The following is a 633-nucleotide window of genomic DNA, read 5'->3' as shown; positions in this document are numbered from 1 at the left end:
ACTCGCAGAAATCAAGACCAGCCTCGACGAAGCTAAAATGCGCATGCCTAATCGCATGGGTGAAATTGAGCCTTGGCTGGTTGACACCTCTCATACGCTGGGAGAGCGCAATCACGAATGGCTGGAGAACGAACGTCCTAATTGGGAAGTCTTGTTCAACCGCATTGAATCGTCTCCGCTGAACTTGTCGCAACAATACGCAGTGTTGCTCAATGATGATCACAACCTTGTTTTGGCTGGGGCAGGCTCGGGCAAAACCAGCGTATTGACTGCAAGAGTGGCTTACTTACTTCAAAGCCATCAAGCTCAAGCGGAAGAACTTTTGATGCTTGCGTTTGGCCGAGATGCCGCGAAAGAAATGAAAGAGCGTTTGGTTGATAAAGTCGGTTTGGCGGCAGAAGGCGTAAGAGTCAATACCTTTCATCAACTCGGCTTGTACATTCTTAATCAAGTCGAGCAGCAGCCTGTCGAAATTAGCCCTCTTGCATTAGACGATAACCAACGCACGGCTTGGTGTGTCGACTGGTTGAAAAAGCACTGGATGACACCAACAAATTTCAAACGTTGGCAAAAGCATTTAGATAAATGGCCTATTGCTTATCTGAAAGGTGATGATGAGCTGGGTAGCCATTC

At 47.6% G+C, this 633-nt stretch carries 1 protein-coding gene; it reads left to right on the top strand.

Annotated elements, in window-relative coordinates; translation table 11 throughout:
* On the top strand, window positions 1-633 hold a 633-nt coding region (locus tag R7190_RS28435; RefSeq protein ID WP_318138002.1), incomplete at both ends, for a UvrD-helicase domain-containing protein.

The sequence above is a fragment of the Vibrio sp. 1078-1 genome (assembly GCF_033340475.1).
The sequence above is the reverse complement of the archived record's forward strand: the minus strand, read 5'-3'. Positions and strand labels throughout refer to the sequence as shown.